This is a genomic window from Rhodoferax potami, assembly GCF_032193765.1.
Taxonomy (GTDB): domain Bacteria; phylum Pseudomonadota; class Gammaproteobacteria; order Burkholderiales; family Burkholderiaceae_C; genus Allorhodoferax; species Allorhodoferax potami.
This window is the reverse complement of sequence record NZ_JAVBIJ010000001.1, coordinates 3,318,428-3,336,298: the sequence shown is the minus strand read 5'-3', so window position 1 is coordinate 3,336,298 and position 17,871 is coordinate 3,318,428. Positions and strand designations below refer to the sequence as shown.

Sequence of the window (17,871 nt, the reverse complement as noted above, 5' to 3'; positions counted from 1 at the left end):
AATGAGAGCATTCTGCGCATATCCCACGAGCGCTAGAGGCTCTTTAGGCTGTTAAACATGATGCGCCGCCTCAACCCCGCCCATTGGCAATGGCCGCTGCCTGCGGTGTTTGCCTGGGCTGCTTGCTGGGCACTCTTTCGCGCCTTGCTGGGGGAGGGGGTCGCGCTGTCGTGGGCCCTTGGACTGAGCAGTGCGCTGGGCGTGGCTTGTAGCCTATGGGGCCCCACCTGGTGGCGACGCCTGCTGATCGCGGGGGGCTTTCCGCTGTCCTTGGTGGTGAGCCTCTCCACCCTGGGCGCAGAGTCCTTGCCGGCATGGGCCTGGTTGCTGCCCCTGGCGCTGCTGTTGCTGGTCTACCCGGTGAATGCCTGGCGCGATGCGCCGCTGTTTCCCACCCCACCCAACGCGCTCGCAGAGTTGCCTGCCCACGCACCGCTGCCCGTGGGCGCCCATGTGCTGGATGCCGGGTGCGGCCTGGGTCATGGCCTGCAGGCGCTGCGCCAAGCCTATCCGCAGGCCGAGCTGCACGGCATGGAGTGGAGCTGGCCCCTGCGCCTGCTGTGCGGGCTGCGCTGCCCGTGGGCGCGTGTGACGCGGGGCGACATCTGGCTGGCCAACTGGTCTACCTATGACATGGTCTATGTGTTCCAGCGCCCGGAGAGCATGGCACGCGCGGTCGCCAAGGCCAATGCAGACATGCGCCCCGGCACTTGGCTGGTGAGTTTGGAATTTGAAGCCACCAGCGCGGCGCCTGTTGCCCATTGGCGTGGGCCGGGTGGCAAAATGGTGTGGCTATACCAAGTGCCTCTGCCGTTGCAACCAGGAGAAATTGCATGACCGAAACCAACCCTGCTCCCCTTGTCGACGTCCATGAAGCCTTGCACGCCGCGCAGGTCGTGGTGTTTGCGTTGGCCACTCTGGCGGAGTTGCGCGACTCTGACACCGAGAGCCACCTCATCCGAGTGCAACAGTATGTGCGGGCCCTGTGCGGCGAGCTGCAAAAGAACCCCGCCTATGCCGACACACTGACACCGGCGTATGTCGAGACCCTTGCGGGCAGCGTGCCGATGTACGACATGGGCACCGTGGGTATTCCCGACCGGATCTTGCTCAAGCCCGGGCGCCTGACGCCGGATGAAATCGCCATCATGCGCACCCACACCACGCTCGGTCACGACGCCTTGGTGCGGGCGGAGAAAACCCTGGGCAGGGCATCGCCCTTGTTGACCGTTGCCAAAGAGTTGGCGCTGTGCCACCAGGAGAAATGGGACGGCACCGGCTACCCCAAAGGCCTGTGGGCGGAGCAAATTCCGCTGTCGGCGCGCATTGTGGCGCTGGCAGACGTGTTCGATGCGTTGATCAGCAACAAGGTCTACAAAGATGGTGTGTCGCACGACCGGGCGGTGCAAATCATCACCGAAGGGCGGGGAGTGCACTTCGACCCTGCTGTTGTAGATGCTTTTTTGGAAGTACACGAAGTCTTTCGCAGCATTGCGGTGCGCCATGCGGATACCAATGCTGACATGCAGCAGAAAATCGAATACATGGCCAACGCGATTGCCGAGGTCGCGGTTCTTTGACCTTTCCGTGAACGCCGTGCCCGTGGCCGGGTAAGCGTTTGTAAGCCGTGTTGCGGGCTGTCAGCCCAGCGGCAAGAGGGCGTTTGAGGGGCTGGAAAATCGCCCGACCCTGCGCAATGGAGATGCAGGGCGGAGACCCGTTGTGCCCCTCTTTTGTCGATTTCAAGCCGCTTTTTCTTCCCGTATCCGGGGCCCGCTGGCAGTTGTGGTGCTCGCCTCACTCGCTGCTTGCGGTGGCGGCGGGAGTGGTTCGGGTGATAGCGCCAGTGGTGGCGCATCTAACACGGTGGCCACGGTTCCAGCCCCTGCTGCCGACACCACCGTAGCCCGGGCGCTGACCAGCGGAGACGCCGCCGGCCTAAGTGACGCCAAGCTGTTGGCCCAGCACGCCCAATACGCCCAGCAACAAATTACCCTGGCGCAAGCTGCCCGTACCAGCAGCCTCTACCAAGGCGTGTCGACCGAGTACGACCCCAGCCAGTGGAGCTATTGGATTCAGCCGCGCAATACCGCCATGGCACAACCCCTGATCGTGGGGGACCAGGGCAATGCCTTGGCCAGCATCAGTGTGGCTGAGGGCGGTCGCAGCGCGGCTTACGGCGTGCAGGTGCTGTCCAAGTTCAACAACAATGAGTTGCAGGCCTATCGCCCCGCATTCCGGCGATTGCTGGCGTGGCTGGTGCGTGGCAATGCCGCAGAGGCGCTGCCCGCTACCCTGAACGTGGCTTTTGCCGGTATCAACGCCGGTCAAAGTGCTGCCGGCATGGCCAAGGCCGGAGTTCCGGTCAGCACCGTCAGTTGTAACTTCATCGCGACCCCGGCCTGTGCTTCCACGGTGCACCTTCTGGTCGTGGGCGGCGATCTGGCGGCCAGCGCCGGACTGGAGGCCGCAATACGCGCGCTGGTAGCGGCTGGGCGACCGGTCTTGTATGTGCACACCAAAGCCAATTGGACCAGCGACTCCGCCATTCAGATTCTGGCCGGCATGGGGCTGCAGTTCGGGCCCTATGGTGGCAACTACTGGGCCAGCGACAAGGTGGCTGCCGGCCGGAGCGCCGCAACCCAAGAGACTCTGAGCAACCAATTTGCCAAAACCACGGCCCTGCTGAATCTGCTCGCCTCTGACAGTTTCAGCATGCCGTATGACTGGGGGCCTTGCACCGTGTCTGCGGGCAAGACCGATTGCACCAATGTGGCGGGCCTGCAGGCTGGCTTGTTGAGCCCGGTGGATGCGCTGCGCAGCCAAATCGACACCTTCAACCGGGCCGGCCAGAACCTGTTCGCCACTGACAACACCGACGTGCTGCGGTACCTGGTGCTCTGGGCCGATGTGGTGCGCCGCCAGATGCGCTACCCCATGGACAAAACCACCCAGCCAGCCGCCTTCCAGAAGGCCCTGATTGCGGATGCGCTGGTCAGCTATGTCCGCCCGGTCGCGGTGGCGCAGGCGGATCTGGGCTCCTTTGCCAGTGCACTGACCAGCGGCATGGCGGTGAGTAGCACAGACGAGACGGTAGAGGTGACCTTGCCCTCGGTCAGCGGCTTTACCGCGATCGGCCGCCTTGCGGCCCCGGGCAAGCCGGTCACCGTAGAAGTGCTAGATGCCGGCGCCGCCACGGTGGCGCTGCGCCTGAACACCCAGCGCACCGGGTCTACCCGTTTGTGGGACCCGAACCGCTACAACCGGCCAGCCAGTGCAAGTCAACAGCCCGTATGGCGGCACCTTGCAACTGGTGTTCAGCAGTGCCACCCCTGCACAAACCGTGCGCCTGCGGCTGCGGGGGGTGGCCCGCCATCCGTTTCTGGACCAATCGGCAGGCGCGGGCGACCAGCCGGCGTTTGTGACTGCCCTGAATGCCGCCCAACACGAATGGGCCGAGATCAAGCTGGCGGGCATTGAGATCCATTCCCGCGCGGACAAAATGCGCGCAGTCATCAACACAGACTTTGGCGGCGATGTGGACCGCTTCTTGTCCGAGGTGAAAACCCTCTTTTTTGAAGACCTGTACCAACTGGCCGGCTTTGCCGTGCCGGGCAAGACCCTCACCTCCCATGTGCAGGCCATGTGCACCCAACTCGGCTGGAACTGCACCGATGCCGCGCTCCATCGCGTGCCGGGTACTCAGCACATCAATGTGGACAACTACGCCCAATGCGGAAGCGGTTGCTCAGGCAATCCCTATGACCAGGACTGGGGCCTCAACCCCCGTGGTTGGGGCGAAAGCCACGAGGTCGGGCACAACCTGCAAAAGGGCATGCACAAGGTGTACGACGACCGCAGTACCGAGGTGTCCAACAACCTGTTTCCCTTGCGCAAGGGCTGGCGCATGCGACTGGAGTTGGGTGACAACCGCTCAAACGACCGGGTCAGCTACCGCTCGGCGTTTAATATGGTGATTGCCGCCAGAGCGGAGGCCGACCCTGTCGAGGGGGCCTATCAGCGCATCTGGGGTAACGCTGCTTATGCGGTGCAAAACGGCGAGCGCATGGCCTTTTACATGCAGTGGGTCCATTACTGGGCACAACGGCAGGCCCATATTCCGACCGGCTGGGACATCGTCACCTTGCTCTATTTGCACCAGCGCCAGTTTGACGCCGTGGTCGCTGCCGATTGGGCCGCAAACCGCAGCGCGCTCGGCTACAGCACCTATGCCACCAAGCCCAGCCCGACGGGCAATGACAACCTGTTGATCACCCTGTCCTGGATCACCGGGCGGGACCACCGTGCCACCTTTGATCTTTGGGGTGTGCGCTACTCCGCGCAGGCGGCGGCCCAAGTGGCGGCATTCGGATTTGCTGCTGAGCCGGCACTGATGTATGTCAACACCTCCACCAACGACCACAGCACGGTGCGCAAAGTCGACATGTCGGCCGCGAGCCCCGCATGGCCATTCTGATGACATGCCCTGGAGGCCTCTGGCGCAGATAAAGTCTGCGCAGATTGCTATGCTTTCAGGAGCAATTTGAGCGCCACATAGGCGGCGCCCAGGCACACACTCAGGTGTAGCGCGCTCCACAGCAGATAGCGCCGGCGCAGGGCCTGCGGCGAGAGGGGGGAGAGCAAAAACAAGCGTCCATCCTGCGGGGCGCGCAGCATGTGCACACCGGGTTGGGCCCGGATGTTGCGGTGTTCATGCTCTACCGTGCGCACCGCCAGGCGGCGGGCCAGCTCCCACTCTTGGAGGTCAATCTCCCCGTCGCGGTTCAGGTCGAAGCGCCGGTGCAGATCGGTGGGGTTTTGTTTCCAGGTGGTGAGCAGGGCGTTCACGTCTTCGCGCAAGCTCAATGCAGAGTTGGCACCGCCGATGGTTGTGAACTCTCCCAGCGCATACAAGGTGCGGCCCCCGTGCAAGAGTTCTTCGACATGCTTGTGCTCGTTGGCATAGCGGGTCACTACCTCGGCCCCCATGACCTCGCCATGGTCGGGGTCGATAGTGCAACTCCCACTACCGTCGAGCAGGTCAAAGGTGGCGCTGCTCACGCCGCTGTCCACTTCGCGCCATTCGTCTTTGCTGTTGTTGCGCTCGTAGATCCGGTAGCGGTACCAGATGCAGGCGCTGTGGGTCAGCGGGCTGTAAATCAGGTCGGTGGTGCTGGTGCGGCCCTGGAGCTCCACATAGCCCTGCGCAGCCGAGGCAATGCGCGAGGTCGCGATATTGGCAATCGCCCGGGCACGACGCAGGGAGGCCCCCCAGGCCAGCAAACCGATGGCGCTGGCAGCCCCGACGCACCAGAGTTGCGCGCGCCCCGGCCCGAAGTGAAAAGCCGCACCGGCGGCTCCAGAATATGCCGCCGCCAGCAGGCCGTTCAGGCTCTGGCTGCGCACCCAGCGCAGGCCTGTGAGTCCCAAGTCCACGCCGCCCCCGCTCAGGCTTTGAATCGGGCGCTGACGTCCACGTCGGTGAGTTCTTCGGCGGTGAACTTGAGCAGTTCAAACGCCTTGAAGTTGAAGAGTCGCGCCACCAGCACACCGGGAAACTGCTCGATGCGCACGTTGTTGATATTGACCGACTCGTTGTAAAACTCGCGCCGGTCGGCGATGCTGTTTTCCAGGCTGCTGATACGCGCTTGCAGTTGCACAAACTGCTCGTTGGCTTTCAGGTCGGGGTAGCTCTCGGCCAATGCAAACAACTGGCCCAGGCCGCTGCGCAAACCGGTCTCGGCCCGGCCCACTGCGGCCACGTCTTGCGACTCGCGCGCATTGGACACCTTGGCCCTGGCTGCAATCACCTTCTCCAGGGTGGCTTGCTCGTGCTGCATGTATTGCTTGCAGGTGTCGATCAGCTTGGGCAACTCGTCATGGCGCTGTTTGAGCAGCACATCGATGTTGGCCCATGCTTTGGACACCGCGTTTTTGACCTCCACCAGCCCGTTGTAGAGGCTGATCAGGTAAAACACCGCGACCGCCAAAACCACCCAAAACATCACGCCCATTGCCAACCCCTTGTCGTAAATTGATGAATAAATACCTTGCTAGCGCTCATGAAATATGCGCAGTCAGCTATCTAATTTATAGCGCAAAAATTTTGCCGGGATTCAGGATGTTGTGCGGGTCCAGCGCGCGCTTGATGGTGCGCATCATCTCCACCGCGCCATTGCCGGTTTCCTCCACCAAAAAGCCTTGCTTGTGCAGGCCCACGCCGTGCTCGCCGGTGCAGGTGCCGCCCAGCTTGAGCGCGCGCGCCACCAGCTGGTGGTTGAGCTGCTCGGCCAACTCACGCTCGGCCGGAATGGCCGGGTCAATCAGGTAGCCCATGTGGAAATTGCCGTCGCCCACGTGGCCGACCAGGAAGAAGGGCAGACCCGCCTCTTGGGCCTCGGTCACACTGTCCAAGAGCGCGTCGGCCAGGCTGGAGATGGGCACGCAAGTGTCGGTGGTGATGGCCTTGCAGCCCGGGCGCGACTGAATACCGGCAAAGTAGGCGTTGTGCCGCGCGGTCCACAAGCGGGTGCGCTCTTCAGGCGTTTCGGCCCACTCGAACGCGGCACCGCCGAACTCGGCTGCAATGTCCTGCACGGTCTGCATCTGTTCTTTCACGCCTTCGGGCGAGCCGTGGAACTCCATCAGCAGCATGGCGCCTTCGCGCAGCGTGAGCTTGGAGTGCGCATTAACCATGCGGATGGTGTTTTCGTCCAGCAGCTCGCAGCGTGCTATCGGCACGCCGAGTTGAATGAGCTGGATCGTGGTGTTGACTGCGTCTGCCAGACTGTTGAATGAGCAGGTGGCTGCCATCACCGCCTCGGGCAGCGGGTAGAGCTTGACGGTGACTTCGGTGATCACGCCCAGCGTGCCTTCACTGCCCACCATCAGGCGGGTCAGGTCGTAGCCGGCGCTGCTCTTCTTGGCGCGGGTGCCGGTGCGGATGATTTCTCCGCTGGCGGTCACCACTTCCAGAGCCAGCACGTTTTCGCGCATGGTGCCGTAGCGCACCGCGTTGGTTCCGCTGGCACGGGTGGCGCTCATGCCGCCAATGGTGGCATCCGCGCCGGGGTCGATGGGGAAGAAGAGGCCGGTGGATTTGATCTCGTCATTGAGCTGCTTGCGTGTCACGCCGGGCTGCACGGTGACGGTCAGGTCCTCGGCGTTGATGGAGAGCACCTTGTTCATGCGGCTCACATCCAGGCTGATGCCACCTTGCACCGCCAGCAGGTGGCCTTCGAGCGAAGAGCCCACGCCGAAGGGAATCACCGGCACCAGGTATTGCGCCGCCAGCTTCACCGCATCGCTCACGTCTTGTGTGTTTTGCGCGAACACCACCGCCGAGGGTGGCGGCACGTCAAAGGCCGACTCATCACGCCCGTGCTGCTCGCGCACCACCAGCGCGGTTGAGAGCTGATCGCCAAAGCGGGCCTTGAGGGCCTCCAGCAAAGCAGCGGGCACTTCGCGCAGGTTCACTTGGGGCAACAGGTGGTTCAGGGCGGTGGGGGCGTTCATGGCGTGTCTCCTTGTTTTCGCCATTGTAGGAATCTGCGCGGCGCGAGGGGCTGTCACTTTGCTGGCGGGCAAGCGGCAGCCGTGCCTGCCACAATGGGCGCATGGCAAACCGACTCACACAAATCGCCACCCGCACAGGGGACAACGGCACCACGGGGCTGGGCGACAACACCCGTGTTTCTAAAAACAGCCTGCGGGTGCACGCCATGGGCGATGTGGACGAGCTCAACAGCCACCTCGGTGTGCTGCTGTGCGAAGACATGCCGCCTGCGGTGCGCAGCCTGTTGGTCGAAATCCAGCACCAGCTTTTCAATCTGGGCGGCGAGTTGTCGATCCCCGGGTTTGAATTGCTTAAGCACGAAGCGGTGCTCGCGTTGGACGAGGCTTTGGCAGAACACAACGCCGCGCTGCCGCGCCTGGAGGAGTTCATTCTTCCGGCCGGTACCCGCGCTGCGTCGCTGGCGCATGTCTGCCGCACCGTGGCTCGCCGGGCCGAGCGCGCAGTGGTGGCGCTGGGCAACGAAGAGGCCTTGAAAGACACGCCCCGCCAGTATCTCAACCGCCTTTCGGACTTGATGTTCGTGCTCTCGCGCGTGCTCAACCGCTACCGAACCGATGGCACAGTGGGGGACGATGTGTACTGGAAGAGCGAGCGCATGGCCAAGAGCGGCAGCGAGTCTGCCTGAACACCACTCACTCTGCAGAGAGTGTGAAGTTGCCTATGCCGGTGCTGTGCTCTGCCGCAGGCCGGCTGGTGCTGGCGGGCACAAGAAAGCTCATGCGCACCGCCATCGGGAAAATGTTCGGGAGTAAGGTGCCCGCAACCACCTCGGCACGGCTCAACTCCCACTGGAAATTTTCGGGGCGGCTCAGTGCAACGGTTTCCTCGCGCAACACTGCACCGTCGCGCACTTTGACGAGTTGCAGCTGATAGTTGCCCATGCGCTGGCCAACGGTGTGGACTTCCACGCGCCAACGCCCTCCCGGCAGGACTTGCACCTGCAGTTCACTGATTGTGAAGGCGCCTTCTACCGATGCCTTGAAAGCCGCCACGTCCTCGGCGCTTTGTTTTTCGCGCGCCTGGTAGGCCGCAGCCACCGCCGCGCAGGCTTTGGGTGAATGGTTGGAGCCGTCCCCCAGCAGCGAGCGGCGCTCCACCACCTTGGCACACAGTTCCGCACGCCCGGTGCGGCGCACCAGCTCCATGTAGCAGGCCGAGCGGTAATAGTAGGTTTTACCGCCTATGCCAAGCGTGCCCCAGCCACCGTCGGTCAAGCCACTGATGTACCGGGTGGGCGACATGGCGTCGCACACCGCCTCCAGCTGGGCGGGGGTGTAGCTGTCGTAATGGTTGGCGGGGTCATCGCCGCCTGCTTGGGCCTGCGCGGCTTGACTCCCCAAAAGCAGGGCGCAGAGAAATGTGTGGCTTGCAGCAAGCGCGGTGCGCCGGGTTATGGGGTGTACCGGAATCACAAAGTTGCCTCGTGGTTTGGCGGGCAGTATGGCGTGCGCAGGGCGGTTGCACAAGGCCGGCTCTGGCTTGGTAGTTCCCCTAGCGCGCGGGCATCACTTGTGCGTTAGCGTGTATACATGATTGACCTTCACACGCCTACGTTGCTACTGGTCATTCTGGTGGTGAGTTTTACCTTGAGTGCCACGCTGGCTTCTGTGGCCCGCCGCTTCAAGCGCGACGGCATGATGTACTGGGCCTGGGGTTTTGTGTTGCACACCCTGACCTATGTGCTGTTTGTGCTGCGTGGGCATATCAGCGATCTGGTGTCGGTGGTGCTGGCCAACACCTTGCTGGCGATCAGTTTCGCGCTGATTTCAGAGGGGGTACAGCAGTTCTTGCAGGTCCGCTGGTCACGCTGGCTGGTGTGGGCTCCGGTGCCTCTGGTGGCGGTACTGTTCTTTGTGCTGTTGGGCCATGCCCATACCCGCATCATCCTCTCCGGTGTGATCATTGCCTGGCAATGTGCGCTGATTGCCTGGCAGTTGGGCTCGCAGCCTGACAAGACGACCGGCCGGGGGGCTTATTTTGTGATCGGCAGTTTTCTCGCTATCAGCGCCGCTTTTGTCCTGCGCACCGTGGGCGCCTTGTCCGGCGAGGCGGGCATCGGGTCTATCAACACGTCCAATCCTGTGCAAAGCGCTACTTTCTTGTTTGTATCGGTCGCGTTGATGATGGTGTGCCAGGGGCTGGTACTCATGACCAACGAACGTGCGGACGAACGCAATCGCCTATTGGCCATGCAGGATGAGCTCACGGGCCTGAGCAACCGCCGATTCATCATGGAGGCGCTGGCCCTCCAGCTGGCGCAGGCCCGACGGAGCGGCAAACCGGTTTCTATCCTCATGCTGGATGTGGACCATTTCAAATCCATCAACGACACCTATGGCCACCTGACGGGGGACCGGGTCTTGCGCCATTTGGCCGCCGGTTTGCGCAACAGGCTGCGCGAGCAAGACATGGCAGGCCGGTGGGGTGGGGAAGAGTTTTTGGTGGTGCTACCCGATACCGATGCAGTGGGTGCAGTAGCCTTGGCAGATCACTTGCGTGCGGATGTCGAAAGCGCCGGGTGGAGCACACCGGATGGCCGCAGCATTTCGCTGACGGTGAGCATTGGGGTGCACACCTGTGACAGCGCCCCGGAGGCGCTGGACACCGTCATCAGCGCTGCAGACGAGGCGCTTTACCGTGCCAAGCAGGCCGGCCGCAACCGGGTGGAGCAGGGCTGAAAACGCGCCTTTAGCGAGGCGCCAAGATGGCCATGGTGATGCGCGACACGCAGGTCAATTCGCCGGCGTCGTTGTGCATGTCGATCTGCCACACGTGGGTGGTGCGGCCCCGGTGTACCGGCCGGGCAATACCGGTCACCCAACCGGTCTTGACGCCTTTGAGGTGGTTGGCATTGATATCCAGGCCCACCGCGTTGTAGCCCTCGGGAACCGAAAAGCCCGCACCACAAGAGCCAAGCGTTTCAGCCAGCACGACCGACACGCCGCCATGCAATAGGCCATAGGGTTGATGGGTGCGGTGGTCAACGGGTACCCGGCCTTTGAGGTAGTCGTCGCCGACTTCGGTGAACTCGATACCGAGCTGTTCGACCGCGGTGTGTTTGCTGATGTGTGTAAGGATCTCCACAGAGACCGGTTTCTGCCAAATGCGCATGGGAAGGAGCTCAGGTAAAGGACGTTGTTCGCAATATAGCGATTGCCGCATGCGCGTGCTGTCGCCTGGGCAGTGGGCGTCGGAGGTACGGCTGCGGGCGCTGCGTAAACCTTTGTAAAGCAGCAAGTGAGCTGGCTGTCTAGCGTCTGAATTTACCTGACGCAGTAATGATGGACAAGTCGGCGAAATCGAGGCCGGTGTGGTCGGTGGTGCTGAAGCTCAGGCTCAAGCCGCCCAGATCAAACCCTTTGATGGATTCCAGCGCGGTCTGCAACTTGGCCCGGGTCGGCTTGGGGCCTGCACGGCGCAGCGCTTCGACCAGGACCTTGGCAGACACAAACCCTTCCAGCATGGCGGGGCTGACATCCAGAATGTTTTTGGCCTTGGCCATGCCCGAAGCCTCTTGTACCAACGCGTAGTTGGGGGACTGCGGCAGCACCTGGCTCACGATCACGCCGCTCGCGTGGTTGCCCAGTAGCTTGATGAAACCGGACGAGGCGTTGTTGGACAGGGTCAGCAACTGTGCACTGCTGCCGTTGTCGCGCAAGGACTTCATGGCGTCGACCACGGCGGTGCCGGAACCGATGACCATCACGGCTTGCGGTTCGAGTTTGGCAATGCTGGGGCCGATTTGAGAGAAGTCGGGTTTGTTCCGATCGAACTTGGCCACCGCGACCGGGCTGAGTTTGACGGCCTCCAAACCTTTTTGGGTGCCCGCCAGTCCGTCAAGGCCAAAGCTGTCATCGACGTGGATGATGGCCATGCGAGTCAGCCCCGTGGCTGCCAGGTGGAGCACAGCGCGCTCGGCCTCCCGCTGGTAGGTGGCGCGCACATTGAAAATTAATTTCTTGAGCGGTTGGTGCAAGGACATGGCACCTGTGGAGGGCGCCAGCAGCGGGACGCCGTACTTTTCAAGAACAGGAATCAGCGCTTCGGTGTGCGGCGTTCCGCGCGTCATGAAAAGCGCGAGAACGCCCTTGTCCTCAATCAGCTCTTTGGCGTTGCTCACCGTGAGCTTGGGGTCGAACTTGTCATCCAGGGTGAGCAGCTCGATCTTTTCGCCACCCACACCACCTTTGACGTTGACGGAGTCGAGGTAGAGCTGCGCGCCCAAGCTGGCTTCTTGCACGGTGGCAGCGACGGCACCCGTCACCCCCACCGTCTGCCCAATTCGGAGTTGGGCCTGGGCGGAGACCCAAGCGCTGGTAAGGCATAGCCCCAAAAGGGCAGATCGGATGAATGTCAAGGGAGTCTCGACAATGAGTGGAAGAATGGGATGAGATTCTGCCCTCAATCGTCCACAAAAGCCTCTTCCCGCTTAGCCTTGATGGAAGGCAGCATCACCACGACAAGCAAAGCCAAAGCCGCCAGCAGCAGGGATGCAGACAGAGGCCGTGTCACAAACACACTCCAGTCGCCACGGGAGAGCAAGAGTGCCCGGCGCAAATACTCCTCCATCATCGGCCCCAGAATAAATCCCAAGAGCAGCGGTGCAGGCTCAGTACCCAGCTTGATGAACAAATAACCAATGATCCCGAAGATCGCCACCATCCAGATATCGAAGGTGTTGTTGTTGGTCGAATACACACCGATCGCACAGAACAGCACGATAGAAGGGAACAACCAGCGGTAAGGCACGGACAAGAGCTTGATCCAGATACCGATCAAAGGCAGGTTCAGGATCACCAGCATCAGGTTACCGATCCACATCGAAGCAATCAGACCCCAGAAGAGTTCCGGATTGGCTGTCATCACCTGCGGTCCGGGCTGGATGTTGTGGATCGTCATCGCACCCACCATCAACGCCATCACCGCATTGGGTGGGATACCCAGCGTCAGCAGAGGAATGAAAGAGGTTTGGCTGCCAGCGTTGTTCGCCGCTTCAGGAGCTGCTACACCACGGATGTTGCCCTTGCCGAAAGGTACTTCACCGGGCTGGAGCTTGGTCTTCTTCTCAATCGTGTAAGCCGCAAAGGCTGCCATCACTGCACCACCACCGGGCAAGATACCCAACAGTGAGCCCAAGGCAGTACCACGCAGAACAGCAGGCACCATGCGCTGGAAGTCTTGTTTGGTCGGCAAGAGGCCGGAGACAGAAGCGGTAAAGATCTCCCGCTCACCCGCACTCTTGGACAGGTTGCTGATGATCTCGCCGTAGCCGAAGACGCCCATGGCGATCACGATGAAGCCGATACCGTCAGTCAGCTCAGGGATATCAAAGCTGTAACGGGCCACACCGGAGTTCACATCGGTGCCTACCATCCCCAGCAAGAGACCCAAGAGAATCATGGCAATCGCCTTGAGCAAAGAGCCCGAGGCCAGCACCACCGCACCAATCAAGCCCAGAATCATCAGGCTGAAGTATTCGGCAGGGCCGAACTTGAAGGCCAGCTCGGTCAAGGGGCCTGCAAAGGCCGCAAGAATCAAAGTGCCCACACAACCGGCAAAGAAAGAACCCAGACCCGCTGCAGCGAGTGCAGGGCCTGCGCGTCCATTACGAGCCATCTGGTAACCGTCAATCACGGTCACCACCGACGAAGACTCGCCGGGCAGGTTCACCAAGATGGCTGTCGTTGAGCCACCGTACTGGGCGCCGTAGTAAATACCGGCCAGCATGATCAAGGCAGCTACCGGCGGGAGCGCATAGGTAGCTGGCAAAAGCATGGCGATAGTCGCCAAGGGTCCGATGCCGGGCAAAACGCCGATCAAAGTACCAAGCAAACAGCCGATGAAGGCATAAATCAGGTTTTGGCCGGTGAAGGCCACGCCAAAGCCGAGGGCGAGGTTGTCAAAGAGTTCCATGGTGTGCAGTTCCTGTCGATGGTTCAGTCGTGGCTTAGGCGGTGAAGTAAGCAGGCCAGACCGGGAACTGCAGTTTGAGGAGAACGATGAAGGCGACGTAGCTCAGGAGCGCCAGGATGGTGGCCAACACAGCGACTTCCTTGAACTTGTGTTCATCACCGGCGTGGCTGGCGATGTAGGTGAGTAGGTAGATGCCCACGATCAGGCCCAGAGGTTTCAAGCCAATGACTGGCAGTCCGCCGATGCAGGCTCCAAACACGAGGTTGGCGCTGATGATGAAGAACAGCGGCTTCCAGGCGAATTTGCCGACCTTGTCGCCGTCTGGCGTGGGGGTGATCATGCTCTTCACAGCAATCGCGCAGCCCAGCACTGCGAGCAGAACGCCCAGGATCAGGGGGAAGTAGCCCGGGCCCATGCGGGCGCCGGTACCCAGCTGGTAGGAGCTTGCGCCCAGCGCAAAACTGCCGCCCACGATGGTGAACATCAGGCCGGAGTAGAAGTCTTTTTGACTTTGGATTTTCAAGTGAGTGCCTTCTTTGTTTTTGGGGAAAACGAGATCGCGGGCGTAGCGGCCGAAGCTGCAACCCGACTCTGCGGGGCGAAGGTTATCCAGTGGTGTCTGACCCGGTAACTGTGGCGTTCAACAGCTCGGGAAAACCCTTCAGTAGTAACCCTAGGCCCCTTTGGGGAGGGCGTTTTGCACGGTGCGCAACCAGTCCTGCCCGATACGGGCCGCCAGCTCGGCGTGCACCGGCTTTGATGCGTTCTTGAGGAGCCGGGTTTGCGCAGGGGTCGGGTTATGGATGTGGGCTGCGCCCGTCAGGTGCAGCGCTGCGAGTGCTTTGTCGTTTTGTGCGTCTGCAATTTCATTGCCGAATACCAGCGCGTCTTCGAGCGCGCCTTGCATGATGCGGCGATCGCCTGCCGGGAGGTTCTCCCAGAAGCGCTGGTGGGTGACGACCGCGTAGCCTAGGTAGCCATGGGTCGTGAGGCTCAAGTCGCTCTGTACCGCTTGCATGCCCTGGGTCCAGAAGTTGGACACCGGGTTCTCGGTGCCGTCGACCACCCCGGTCTCCAAGGCTCGTCGGGTTTCGCTGAAGGGCAGGGTCACAGGCCATGCGCCCCAAGCGCGCATTTGCTGTGCGATCACCCGGGAGGCCTGCACCCGCATGCGCAGACCGACAAAGTCGCGGGGCTCCAGCAACGGCCGGTTCGCACTCATGTGCTTGAAGCCGTTGTCAAAAAACCCCAAGCCGGATAGCCGCTGTCGTTGCAAACTGTCCAGCAAAGTCTTGCCCACTTTGCCACGCGTGAGGCGGCGTACCGCCTCCAGGGTGTCGAACAAAAAGGGCAGGTCGAACAACTCGAACTCCGGGAAGCCGATGGGGCCGAACTTGGACAAGGAGGGCGCCACCATGTCAACCGCACCGAGCTGCAGGGCTTGCATTTCGTCATGGTCGCCATAAAGCTGGCCCTGGGGGTAAATCTGAACCCGCAAGCGCCCTTGGCTGCGCTCTTCGGTCAGGGCGCGGAACCGTTCCAGCGCCATGCCTTTGGGCGTGTCCCGCGCCACGACATGGGACAGTCGTACCGTGATCGAAGGCGCCCCCCAAACCTTGGGCGCCGTATTGGCCGCGCCAATGGCTGCAGCCAGCTGCAAACCAGTGGCGCCGTGTCAGCGCGGGGGAGGGGCTCGAGGGCATGGCCGCTATTATGCGAGTGCCTTTGATTTCACCTTCACCATGCCTGAGCGCAACCCGTCCGCTGCTTTGAACTTTGCTGCCTTGCGCGAAAGCGGCACAGGCACAGGGAGCCGTAGCCGCTGGCCCGGGGTGTGGCTGTCGGGTTTCCTGGCCTTGGTGGTGGGTTCGGTGATTGCGTTGGTGCTGTACCTCCAGCACTTTGAATCGGAAGAGGACACCCGGCGCAGGGCTGCAGACGCACAGTGGCTGGAGCAGAGTGTGCAGTTTCACTTCCGCCGCCTCGAAGAAGACCTGCGGGTCGCTGCGCGCCAGTCGGCGGATGTGCAAGGGGGCTTGCTGTGGCGCGAGCCCGGCGTTTTGCTGGCCCAAGGCTGGGTAGGCGCTCCCCTGAACGCCCCGCCGGGTTTGTGGCAAGTGGATGAGTCTCGCCATCCCCTGAATGCACAGGCACTCGCCACCATGAATGACACCGCGCGAGGGCTGCGCCGCTCCGCTTATGGGGGCCCGATGCGGGCGGCCGATGGCGCTTTGCTGCCCGTGGTATGGCTGGCGGTGCCGTATTTTGAGCGGGGCTATTTTGTCGGCAATTACGTGGCTGCTTTGTCACTCGACACCGCTGTTTATGGCTTGGTGCCGGAGTGGTTTGCCCGCTCGCACCAAGTGCGCCTGGTACTTGACGAGGGAGCGGTGCCGGCAGAGCCCTCTTCCTTCAAACCATTCCGTGCTGCCATGAATCTCGCGGGTACCGATGTGTACCTGGAGGTCACACCGATCCAGGGGCAACCCGCTACCGTGCCGCGTATTTTTTTGTTGGTGGCCATGGTGTTTTTGGGCGGCATGCTGGTGAGCCTGTGGGCCCTGCGGCGCGATATCCAGAAGCGCCAGCAAGTGCAGGCGCGTTTGCAGGCCGAGGTGGCCCTGCGCACCGCCATGGAGAACTCGGTCACCATTGGCCTGCGGGCATGGGACATGGCGGGCCGTGTGCTGTATGTCAACGAGGCCTTTTGCCGCCTGGTGGGCTACCCGGCGGAGGCGCTGGTGGGCGTCTCGGCACCCATGCCGTATTGGCCCAAGGGCAATGACAGTCATATTGAGCAAGTGCATCGCGACATCCTGGCCCATGGCACGCAGATCGATGGTGTCGAGGTGCAGTTTCAGCACCGGGATGGCCATTTGTTGGATGTGCTGATCCACGAAGCCCCATTGCACACCGACACCGGTGCGCACATCGGCTGGATGAGCTCGGTCCTGGATATCAGCGAGCGCAAGCGGGCGCAAGCCGTTGCCTTGCAGCAGCAGGAGCGTCTGGAGGCCACAGGCCGTCTGGTGGCCGTGGGCGAGGTGGCGTCGACCCTGGCCCATGAACTCAACCAGCCGCTGGGTGCCCTCAGCAGTTTTGCCACAGGCTTGCTGAATCGGTTGAAAGACGGACGCATCAGCCCTGACGAGACGGCGCCTGTGGTGCAACGTATCGCCGGTCTCGCGGAGCGCGCCGGCCGCATCATTCAGCGGGTCAACGCCATCGCCCGGCGGCGCGAAATTTCCTTACAGCGGCTCGATCTGGTGCCGGTACTCCAGAGCATGGCACCCCACGCCATGCCCGAGCTCGCACCGGTGTGGGTCAAGGCGGATGAGCTGCTGATCGAGCACCTGCTCAACAACCTGCTCACCAACGCCCAAGAGGCTGCCCAAGCGCACTCGGATACGCCGCAAGTGCATGTGGCGTTGCTGGTGGAGGGGGCGTGGGCGCAGCTCAGCGTTTCGGACAACGGGCCGGGGGTGCCCGATGAAAACCAAGCGCACATTTTTGATGCGTTTTACAGCAGCAAAGAAGGCGGCATGGGCATGGGCTTGCCGATTTGCCGCTCGATCGTCGAGGCCCACCATGGGCGCATCGTCGTAGACCGTGCACCGGAGCTAGGGGGCGCACGGTTCACGGTCAGTTTGCCGCTGGCGGCACAATAGGCCCCCCAGAAAGGCACCTGTGAGCACTGCAGCCATTTACATCGTTGATGACGACGCCGACATGCGCGAGGGCTTGGCATGGTTGTTTGACTCGCGGGGTCACAAAGCCACCACTTGGGACAGTGGCCCACCGTTTATCGACTCGGTCAAAGCCCGCGCCGGTGTGTGGGAGCAGGCTGTGGTACTGCTCGACATCAGGATGGTGCCCATGACCGGCCTCCAGGTGTTTGAGCAACTCAAGGCATTGGCCTGCCCCTGGCCCGTGTTGTTTTTGACGGGCAATGGCGATGTGGGCACGGCGGTTGCCGCCGTGAAAAACGGGGCCTGGGACTTTCTGGAAAAACCGTTTCAAGACAATGTGCTGGTCGACCGTGTCGAACAGGCCCTGGCCGCTGCAGCGGCACACGGCAACGCCAACCAGGAGGCGCACCGCCTGCGTTATGCACTGGCTTCGCTGAGCCCCCGTGAGCGCGAGGTGCTGGACCAGCTCATTCTGGGGCACTACAACAAGAACATTGCGGATCATTTGGGCATCACTCCGCGCACGGTGGAGTTTCACCGCGCCAACATCTTCGAAAAAATGGGGGTGAGCTCGGCCATCGAGCTGGCCCACAAGCTCGGCCGCCTGCAGCCCATAGGCGCTCCCCCGGACAAGGTTTGAAACACAGGCCCCGTACAAACCCCGTAATAGGTTTGGCACGGAACTGGCTAGGA

15 protein-coding genes and 1 pseudogene are annotated in these 17,871 nt (G+C 62.0%); 7 read left to right on the top strand and 9 right to left on the bottom strand.

Translation table 11 applies throughout. The features are described 5' to 3' along the window. Positions 1-57: 57 nt before the first annotated feature. The 3 genes and pseudogenes from RAE21_RS16125 to RAE21_RS16115 all read left to right on the top strand — a co-directional run bounded on the left by RAE21_RS16125 (position 58) and on the right by RAE21_RS16115 (position 4,477). A complete protein-coding gene (locus RAE21_RS16125; protein ID WP_313882231.1) occupies positions 58-837 on the top strand; it encodes a class I SAM-dependent methyltransferase in 780 nt (259 codons plus the stop codon). Continuing rightward, a complete protein-coding gene (locus RAE21_RS16120) occupies positions 834-1,580 on the top strand; it encodes an HD-GYP domain-containing protein (RefSeq protein ID WP_313882230.1) in 747 nt (248 codons plus the stop codon). The genes RAE21_RS16125 and RAE21_RS16120 overlap by 4 nt, the downstream gene beginning before the upstream one ends. 142 nt (positions 1,581-1,722) lie before the next feature. Continuing rightward, positions 1,723-4,477: pseudogene (locus RAE21_RS16115) on the top strand (ImpA family metalloprotease). Between the two features lie 47 nt (positions 4,478-4,524). On the opposite strand, the gene RAE21_RS16110 reads toward RAE21_RS16115, so the two are convergent. From RAE21_RS16110 to RAE21_RS16100, 3 genes are all read right to left on the bottom strand, one after another. Then, positions 4,525-5,436 carry a hypothetical protein gene (locus RAE21_RS16110; RefSeq protein WP_313882229.1) on the bottom strand — a complete coding sequence of 304 codons (912 nt, stop codon included), beginning with the start codon at positions 5,434-5,436 and terminating at the stop codon, positions 4,525-4,527. A gap of 11 nt (positions 5,437-5,447) precedes the next feature. Then, entirely contained in the window at positions 5,448-6,014 is a 567-nt protein-coding gene (locus RAE21_RS16105; RefSeq protein ID WP_313874597.1) for a LemA family protein, read from the bottom strand. Positions 6,015-6,090: 76 nt separating this feature from the next. Next, positions 6,091-7,515 (bottom strand): FAD-binding oxidoreductase, encoded by a 1,425-nt coding sequence (locus RAE21_RS16100; RefSeq protein WP_313882228.1) that lies wholly within the window; start codon positions 7,513-7,515, stop codon positions 6,091-6,093. Positions 7,516-7,616: 101 nt separating this feature from the next. Here RAE21_RS16100 and RAE21_RS16095 point away from each other — a divergent pair, with 101 nt between their 5' ends. Then, positions 7,617-8,201: a cob(I)yrinic acid a,c-diamide adenosyltransferase gene (locus RAE21_RS16095; RefSeq protein ID WP_313882227.1), complete on the top strand. Its 585-nt coding sequence runs from the start codon at positions 7,617-7,619 to the stop codon at positions 8,199-8,201. Between the two features lie 7 nt (positions 8,202-8,208). On the opposite strand, the gene RAE21_RS16090 is transcribed toward RAE21_RS16095, so the two are convergent. Next, positions 8,209-8,988, bottom strand: coding sequence for a hypothetical protein (locus RAE21_RS16090; protein WP_313882226.1), 780 nt, complete (start codon positions 8,986-8,988; stop codon positions 8,209-8,211). A 117-nt stretch (positions 8,989-9,105) separates the two neighbouring features. Here RAE21_RS16090 and RAE21_RS16085 point away from each other — a divergent pair, with 117 nt between their 5' ends. Beyond that, on the top strand, positions 9,106-10,254 hold the full coding sequence (locus RAE21_RS16085; protein ID WP_313882225.1) for a GGDEF domain-containing protein: 1,149 nt from the start codon (positions 9,106-9,108) through the stop codon (positions 10,252-10,254). A gap of 10 nt (positions 10,255-10,264) precedes the next feature. On the opposite strand, the gene RAE21_RS16080 is transcribed toward RAE21_RS16085, so the two are convergent. The 5 genes from RAE21_RS16080 to RAE21_RS16060 all read right to left on the bottom strand — a co-directional run bounded on the left by RAE21_RS16080 (position 10,265) and on the right by RAE21_RS16060 (position 15,149). After that, complete coding sequence (locus tag RAE21_RS16080; protein WP_313882224.1) at positions 10,265-10,687, bottom strand: hotdog fold thioesterase; 423 nt, start codon at positions 10,685-10,687, stop codon at positions 10,265-10,267. 139 nt (positions 10,688-10,826) lie between these two features. Then, positions 10,827-11,933 carry an ABC transporter substrate-binding protein gene (locus RAE21_RS16075; protein ID WP_428984039.1) on the bottom strand — a complete coding sequence of 369 codons (1,107 nt, stop codon included), beginning with the start codon at positions 11,931-11,933 and terminating at the stop codon, positions 10,827-10,829. A gap of 44 nt (positions 11,934-11,977) precedes the next feature. Beyond that, positions 11,978-13,489, bottom strand: coding sequence for a tripartite tricarboxylate transporter permease (locus RAE21_RS16070; protein WP_313880006.1), 1,512 nt, complete (start codon positions 13,487-13,489; stop codon positions 11,978-11,980). Between the two features lie 34 nt (positions 13,490-13,523). After that, on the bottom strand, positions 13,524-14,012 hold the full coding sequence (locus tag RAE21_RS16065) for a tripartite tricarboxylate transporter TctB family protein (RefSeq protein WP_313882223.1): 489 nt from the start codon (positions 14,010-14,012) through the stop codon (positions 13,524-13,526). Positions 14,013-14,162: 150 nt separating this feature from the next. Next, positions 14,163-15,149 carry a TRAP transporter substrate-binding protein gene (locus RAE21_RS16060; protein WP_313882222.1) on the bottom strand — a complete coding sequence of 329 codons (987 nt, stop codon included), beginning with the start codon at positions 15,147-15,149 and terminating at the stop codon, positions 14,163-14,165. Positions 15,150-15,231: 82 nt separating this feature from the next. On the opposite strand from RAE21_RS16060, the gene RAE21_RS16055 reads away from it, so the two are divergent. Both RAE21_RS16055 and RAE21_RS16050 read left to right on the top strand, forming a co-directional pair. After that, the gene (locus RAE21_RS16055) at positions 15,232-17,157 is read left to right on the top strand and encodes a two-component system sensor histidine kinase NtrB (RefSeq protein WP_313882221.1); all 1,926 of its coding nucleotides are present in this window, start codon (positions 15,232-15,234) and stop codon (positions 17,155-17,157) included. Between the two features lie 19 nt (positions 17,158-17,176). Continuing rightward, complete coding sequence (locus RAE21_RS16050; RefSeq protein WP_313882220.1) at positions 17,177-17,818, top strand: response regulator transcription factor; 642 nt, start codon at positions 17,177-17,179, stop codon at positions 17,816-17,818. Positions 17,819-17,871: the final 53 nt, after the last annotated feature.